Below are 7,557 nucleotides of genomic sequence, written 5' to 3'. Positions count from 1 at the left end.
CGCGAGCCCGGAATCCATAACCACGATCGGGAGTATGGATTCCGGGCTCGTCGCTTCGCGACGCCCCGGAATGACGGGCTTGGGTGTGCTGGCCGGATTCGCGCCAAGCCCGACAATTGGGCATCCACCGACTTGAACGGCGGAAGCGAAAGGGATAACCACCCATCAGTTTTCCCTCCTTACGTGGTCTAAAGGACAGGTTCACATGGCGCGCGACAAGATTGCTTTGATTGGCTCCGGCCAGATCGGCGGAACGCTGGCTCACCTCATCGGCCTGAAAGAGCTGGGCGACGTCGTGATGTTCGACATCGCCGAGGGCGTGCCGCAGGGCAAGGCGCTCGACATCGCGCAATCCTCGCCGGTCGACGGTTTTGACGCCCACTACACCGGCGCCAACTCCTACGAAGCGCTCGACAACGCCAAGGTCTGCATCGTCACCGCCGGCGTGCCGCGCAAGCCGGGCATGAGCCGCGACGACCTCCTCTCCATCAACCTCAAGGTCATGGAGCAGGTCGGTGCCGGCATCAAGAAGTATGCCCCCGACGCCTTCGTCATCTGCATCACCAACCCGCTCGATGCGATGGTCTGGGCGCTCCAGAAGGCCTCCGGCCTGCCGCACAAGAAGGTCGTCGGCATGGCCGGCGTGCTGGATTCGGCGCGCTTCCGCTACTTCCTGGCCGACGAGTTCAACGTCTCGGTCGAGGACGTCACCGCCTTCGTGCTCGGCGGCCATGGCGACACCATGGTGCCGCTGGTGAAGTACTCCACCGTCGCCGGCATCCCGCTGCCCGACCTCGTCAAGATGGGCTGGACCTCGCAGGCGCGCCTCGACGAGATCGTCGACCGCACCCGCAACGGCGGCGCCGAGATCGTCAATTTGCTCAAGACCGGTTCGGCCTTCTACGCGCCCGCCGCGTCCGCGATCGCGATGGCCGAGAGCTATCTGCGCGACAAGAAGCGCGTGCTGCCCTCGGCGGCCTACCTCAACGGCGAATACGGCGTGAAGGACATGTATGTCGGCGTCCCCGTCGTGATCGGCTCCAAGGGCGTCGAGCGCGTGGTCGAGATCGAGCTCGCCGGCAAGGACCGCGAAGCCTTCGACAAGTCGGTCGGCGCGGTGCAGGGCCTGGTCGACGCCTGCAAGAAGATCGCACCCGATCTTCTCGGCCGCTAAGGCGCAAACAAATCCCGCCGAAGATCGAAACCCGGTCTTCGGCGGTTTCACTTTCGGAGCCCTTCTGACCGGGGCGGGCTCCGGTTCGCAGAGATCGATGTCAAAGAATCCGGGTTGCAGTTCCTGTGGTATATGGTATGCCAGCCACAAGACTGAGGTGGGCCTACGAGGTCACCGCCCGCAGGTTCAGGGAGCGACCATATGAATATCCATGAATATCAGGCCAAAGCGCTGCTGGGTGAGTTCGGCGTGCCGATCTCCAAGGGCGTCCCGGTTCTCAAGGCCGCAGACGCGGAAGCCGCCGCCAAGGCGCTGCCGGGTCCGGTCTATGTGGTGAAAAGCCAGATCCATGCCGGCGGCCGCGGCAAGGGCAAGTTCAAGGAAGCCTCCGCAGGCGACAAGGGCGGCGTCCGCATCGCCAAGTCGGCCGCCGAGGTCACCGAGTTCGCCAAGCAGATGCTCGGCGCCACGCTGGTGACGATCCAGACCGGCCCCGCCGGCAAGCAGGTCAACCGCCTCTACATCGAGGACGGCTCCGACATCGACAAGGAATTCTACCTCTCGATCCTGGTCGACCGCGAGACCTCGCGCGTCTCCTTCGTCGTCTCGACCGAAGGCGGCGTCAACATCGAGGACGTCGCGCACAACAATCCCGAGAAGATCGTCACCTTCTCGGTCGATCCGGCCACCGGCATCATGGGCCATCATGGCCGCACCGTCGCCAACGCGCTCAAGCTCTCCGGTGATCTCGCCAAGCAGGCCGAGAAGCTCACCGCGCAGCTCTACGCGGCCTTCATCGCCAAGGACATGGCGATGCTGGAGATCAACCCGCTGGTCGTGACCAAGCAGGGCCAGCTCCGCGTGCTCGACGCCAAGGTCTCGTTCGACGACAATTCGCTGTTCCGTCATCCCGACGTGCTCGCGCTGCGCGACGAGACCGAGGAAGACGCCAAGGAAATCGAGGCGTCGAAATACGACCTCAACTACGTCACCCTCGACGGCAATATCGGCTGCATGGTCAACGGCGCCGGCCTTGCCATGGCGACGATGGACATCATCAAGCTCTACGGCATGGCGCCGGCGAACTTCCTCGACGTCGGCGGCAGCGCCAGCAAGGAAAAGGTCGCGGCCGCGTTCAAGATCATCACCGCGGACCCCAACGTGAAGGGCATCCTGGTCAACATCTTCGGCGGCATCATGAAGTGCGACGTGATCGCCGAGGGCGTCACGGCCGCGGTGCGTGAAGTCGGCCTCAGCGTGCCGCTGGTGGTTCGCCTCGAAGGCACCAATGTCGAGCTCGGCAAGAAGATCATCCGTGAATCCGGCCTGAACGTGGTGCCGGCCGACAATCTCGACGACGCCGCGCAGAAGATCGTGAAGGCCGTCAAGGGAGGCTAACGCCATGGCCCAGGACCATCTCGCCGCATCATCCCCGCTGCCCGAGCACGCGCGCCTCGCCGCGTTCGCCGGCGAATGGGATGGCGAAGAGGTGGTCTTCCCGTCGCGCTGGACGGCGGGCGGGCCGGCCACCTCGCACACCGTCGCGCGCATGGACCTGAACGGTTTCTATTTGATCCAGGATGCGATCCAGATCCGCGACGGCAAGCAGAGCTTCGCCACCCACGGCCTCTTCACCTACGACCGCGAGGACCGCACCTACAAATTGTTCTGGTACGACTCGCTCGGTTACACGCCGCCCTCGCCCGCCTCCGGCGGGTGGGTCGGCAAGACCCTGACGCTGGTGCGCGGCTCGCTCCGCGGCAATGCGCGCCACGTCTACGAGATCATCGACGACAATTCCTACTCGTTGAAGATCCAGTTCTCGCCGGACGCGGAAGGCTGGGCTGACGTGCTCACTGGCGTCTACCGCCGCATCCACTGACCTCTCACTCTGTTAGTTTCGCGAAAGCAGACCTCATGTCCATCCTGATCGACAAGAACACCAAGGTCATCTGCCAGGGCTTCACCGGCAAGAACGGCACCTTCCATTCCGAGGCTGCGATTGCCTACGGCACCAAGATGGTCGGCGGCACCTCGCCCGGCAAAGGCGGCTCGACGCATCTCAACCTGCCGGTGTTCGACACCGTGCGCGAGGCGCGCGAGAAGACCGGCGCCGATGCGTCGGTGATCTACGTGCCGCCGCCGGGCGCGGCCGACGCGATCTGCGAAGCCATCGATGCCGAGATCCCGCTGATCGTCTGCATCACCGAAGGCATTCCGGTCATCGACATGGTCCGCGTGAAGCGTTCGCTGGCCGGCTCCAAGTCGCGCCTGATCGGGCCGAACTGCCCGGGTGTCATGACCGCCGGCGAGTGCAAGATCGGCATCATGCCCGCCAACATCTTCAAGACCGGCTCCGTCGGCATCGTCTCCCGCTCGGGCACGCTGACCTATGAAGCCGTGTTCCAGACCTCCCAGGAAGGCCTCGGCCAGACCACCGCGGTCGGCATCGGCGGCGACCCGGTCAAGGGCACCGAATTCATCGACGTGCTGGAAATGCTGCTGGCCGACCCCAAGACCGAATCGATCATCATGATCGGCGAAATCGGCGGTTCCGCCGAGGAAGACGCCGCCCAGTTCCTCAAGGACGAAGCCAAGCGCGGCCGCAAGAAGCCGATGGTCGGTTTCATCGCCGGCGTCACCGCACCTCCCGGCCGCCGCATGGGCCATGCCGGCGCGATCATTTCGGGTGGCAAGGGTGACGCCGGTTCCAAGACCGACGCGATGAAATCGGCAGGGATTACAGTGTCCCCGTCTCCCGCCCGCCTCGGCCACACGCTTGCCGAAAAATTGAAGGGTTAATTCACTTCTTCGTACTTTTCCGGGCGAAGTTTCGCAGCAAATAGGGTAAATGGTGCCAATCGCGCTGAGCCTCTGCCGGGGAGCTCAGCGCCAGCGCCGTTTGTTATGCGCGAACCGAAATCGCCAGGAACTCAAGTATGTCTCGCCAGGACGCGAACGCAGCCTTTGCCCTCTCCTCCTTTTTGCAGGGCACCAACGCCACCTACATCGACGAAATCTACGCCCGCTACGAGAAGGACCCGTCCTCGGTCGACGCCGAGTGGCAGGAATTCTTCAAGAGCCTCAACGACCAGCCCGCCGACGTCCGGAAGAACGCCGAGGGCCCGTCCTGGGAGCGCGCCAACTGGCCGCTGACCCCGCAGGACGACCTCACCTCCGCCCTCGACGGCAACTGGGCCCAGGTCGAGAAGGCGGTCGGTGCCAAGATCGCCGCCAAGGCTCAGGCGAGCGGCAAGGGCGCTGATTTCTCCTCCGCCGACCTGCTCCAGGCCACGCGCGACTCGGTCCGCGCGCTGATGCTGATCCGCTCCTACCGCATGCGCGGCCACTTCCACGCCAAGCTCGATCCGCTCGGCATCGAGGCCCCGCGCAATCGCGAAGAGCTCGACCCGCGCACCTACGGCTTCAGCGAAGCCGATTTCGACCGCAAGATCTTCCTCGATCACGTGCTCGGTCTCGAATATGCCAGCCTGCGCGAGATCACCGCGATCTGCGAGCGCACCTACTGCCAGACGCTCGGCGTCGAGTTCATGCACATCAGCAATGCCGCGCAGAAGGCCTGGATCCAGGAGCGCATCGAGGGCCCGGACAAGGAGATCTCCTTCACCCGTGAAGGCCGCAGGGCCATCCTGATGAAGCTGGTCGAAGCCGAAGGCTTCGAGAAGTTCTGCGACACCAAGTTCACGGGCACCAAGCGCTTCGGCCTCGACGGCGGCGAATCGCTGATCCCCGCGCTCGAGCAGATCATCAAGCGCGGCGGCAATCTCGGCGTGAAGGAAGTCGTGCTCGGCATGCCGCATCGCGGCCGCCTCAACGTGCTGACGCAGGTGATGGGCAAGCCGCATCGCGCGCTGTTCCACGAGTTCAAGGGTGGCTCGGCCAACCCCGATGCGGTCGAAGGCTCGGGCGACGTCAAATATCACCTCGGCGCCTCCTCGGACCGCGAGTTCGACGGCAACCGCATCCATCTTTCGCTGACCGCCAACCCCTCGCATCTCGAGATCGTCGATCCCGTCGTGCTCGGCAAGGTCCGCGCCAAGCAGGACCAGCATGGCGATCCGCCGGACCAGCGCATCTCGGTGATGCCACTGCTGATGCACGGCGACGCCGCGTTCGCCGGCCAGGGCGTGGTCGCGGAATGCTTCGGCCTGTCCGACCTGAAGGGCTACCGCACCGGCGGCTCCGTGCACTTCATCGTCAACAACCAGATCGGCTTCACCACCTATCCGCGTTACTCGCGCTCATCGCCCTATCCGTCCGACGTGGCGAAGATGATCGACGCGCCGATCTTCCACGTGAACGGCGACGATCCGGAAGCCGTGGTGTTCGCCGCCAAGGTCGCGACCGAGTTCCGGCAGAAATTCCACAAGCCCGTCGTCATCGACATGTTCTGCTACCGCAGGCATGGCCATAACGAAGGCGACGAGCCGGCTTTCACCCAGCCGGTGATGTACAAGAAGATCGCGGCCCATCCGTCCACGCTCGAGCTCTACGCCCGCCGCCTAATCGCCGAAGGCGTGATGACCGAGGGCGAGGTCGACAAGGCCAAGGCCGACTGGCGCGCCCGGCTCGATGCCGAGTTCGAGGCCGGCACCTCCTACAAGCCGAACAAGGCCGACTGGCTCGACGGCAAATGGGCGGGCTTCAAGATCGCCGACCAGGAAGAGGACGCGCGCCGCGGCGTCACCGGCGTCGACCTGCCGGTCCTGAAGGACATCGGTCGCAAGATCACCAAGGTGCCGGACGGTTTCCGCGTCCATCGCACCATCCAGCGCTTCCTCGAAAACCGCTCCAAGGCGATCGACGGCGGCACCGGCATCGACTGGGCGACCGGCGAGGCGCTGGCGTTCTGCACGCTGCTGAACGAGAACCACCACGTCCGCCTGTCCGGCCAGGATTCCGAGCGCGGCACCTTCTCGCAGCGCCACTCGGTCCTGATCGACCAGGAAGACGAGAGCCGCTACACGCCGTTCAACCATCTCGGCAACGAGCAGGGCCATTACGAGGTCATCAACTCGCTGCTGTCGGAAGAAGCCGTGCTCGGCTTCGAATACGGCTACTCGCTGGCCGAGCCGAACACGCTGACGCTGTGGGAAGCCCAGTTCGGCGACTTCGCCAACGGTGCGCAGGTCGTGTTCGACCAGTTCATCTCCTCGGGCGAGCGCAAATGGCTGCGCATGTCCGGCCTCGTCTGCCTTCTGCCGCACGGCTATGAGGGCCAGGGACCGGAGCACTCCTCGGCGCGCCTGGAGCGTTATCTCCAGATGTGCGCGGAAGACAACATGCAGGTGGTCTATCCGACCACGCCGGCGAACTACTTCCATGTGCTGCGCCGCCAGCTGCATCGCGAGATCCGCAAGCCGCTGATCGTGATGACGCCGAAATCGCTGCTGCGTCACAAGCGGGCGGTGTCGCGTCTCGAGGAGCTCGCGAAGGGAACGACGTTCCACCGCATCCTCTATGATGACGCCCAGATGCTGCCGAACGAGCCGATCAAGCTCGTCCCCGACGAGAAGGTCCGCCGCATCGTGCTGTGCTCCGGCAAGGTCTATTACGACCTCTACGAGGAGCGCGAGAAGCGCGGCATCGACGACATCTACCTGATGCGCGTCGAGCAGCTCTATCCGGTGCCGCTGAAGGCGCTGGTGGCCGAGCTGTCGCGCTTCAAGAAGGCCGAAGTGGTGTGGTGCCAGGAAGAGCCCCGCAACATGGGTGCCTGGCACTTCATCGAGCCCTATCTGGAATGGGTGCTGAACCAGGTGAACGGTGCGAGCCGGCGTCCGCGTTATGTCGGCCGCGCCGCTTCCGCCGCGACCGCCACGGGTCTGATGTCCAAGCATCAGGCGCAGTTGAAGGCGTTCCTGGACGAAGCACTGAGCTGAAAAGTTTTCTGGACGACGTCATGCCCCGCGAAGGCGGGGCATCCAGTATTCCGCGCCGCTCGTTTTAATCACGAAAGTCACGGCGTACTGGATTGCCCGCCTTCGCGGGCAATGACGTATTGAATTCATGACCGCATTGGCGATCCCTTAAGGAAAAGACCATGACTGAAATTCGTGTGCCGACGCTCGGCGAATCCGTCACCGAGGCCACCATCGGCCGCTGGTTCAAGAAGGCCGGCGATGCCGTCGCCGTCGACGAGCCCTTGGTGGAGCTCGAGACCGACAAGGTCACCATCGAAGTCCCCGCGCCCTCCGCCGGCACGCTGAGCGAGATCATCGCTGCCGACGGCACGACGGTTGCGGTCGGCGCGCTGCTCGGCCAGATCACCGAAGGTGCCGCAGGCGCCGCCAAGCCGGCCGCGGCCCCCGCCAAGCCCGCTGCCGCCGCTCCGGCCGCTGCGGCTGGGGCCGCGCCCGCCC

Annotated in this window: 6 protein-coding genes; all 6 read left to right on the top strand. The window is 64.6% G+C overall.

Annotated features, from left to right (window positions below):
• Positions 1 to 205 precede the first annotated feature (205 nt).
• A complete protein-coding gene (gene mdh / locus PMI42_RS37215) occupies positions 206 to 1,174 on the top strand; it encodes a malate dehydrogenase (RefSeq protein WP_008145224.1) in 969 nt (322 codons plus the stop codon).
• A gap of 201 nt (positions 1,175 to 1,375) precedes the next feature.
• Positions 1,376 to 2,572 carry an ADP-forming succinate--CoA ligase subunit beta gene (gene sucC / locus PMI42_RS37210; protein WP_008145223.1) on the top strand — a complete coding sequence of 399 codons (1,197 nt, stop codon included), beginning with the start codon at positions 1,376 to 1,378 and terminating at the stop codon, positions 2,570 to 2,572.
• A 4-nt stretch (positions 2,573 to 2,576) separates the two neighbouring features.
• Complete coding sequence (locus PMI42_RS37205) at positions 2,577 to 3,056, top strand: DUF1579 family protein (RefSeq protein ID WP_008145221.1); 480 nt, start codon at positions 2,577 to 2,579, stop codon at positions 3,054 to 3,056.
• A gap of 35 nt (positions 3,057 to 3,091) precedes the next feature.
• Positions 3,092 to 3,976 (top strand): succinate--CoA ligase subunit alpha, encoded by an 885-nt coding sequence (sucD, locus tag PMI42_RS37200; protein WP_008145220.1) that lies wholly within the window; start codon positions 3,092 to 3,094, stop codon positions 3,974 to 3,976.
• Positions 3,977 to 4,113: 137 nt separating this feature from the next.
• The gene (locus PMI42_RS37195; RefSeq protein WP_008145219.1) at positions 4,114 to 7,077 is read left to right on the top strand and encodes a 2-oxoglutarate dehydrogenase E1 component; all 2,964 of its coding nucleotides are present in this window, start codon (positions 4,114 to 4,116) and stop codon (positions 7,075 to 7,077) included.
• A gap of 161 nt (positions 7,078 to 7,238) precedes the next feature.
• On the top strand, positions 7,239 to 7,557 hold a 319-nt coding region (locus PMI42_RS37190; protein ID WP_008145217.1), incomplete at its 3' end, for a biotin/lipoyl-containing protein.

It is taken from the genome of Bradyrhizobium sp. YR681, assembly GCF_000282615.1.
GTDB lineage: Bacteria > Pseudomonadota > Alphaproteobacteria > Rhizobiales > Xanthobacteraceae > Bradyrhizobium.
The sequence above is the reverse complement of the archived record's forward strand: the minus strand, read 5'-3'. Positions and strand labels throughout refer to the sequence as shown.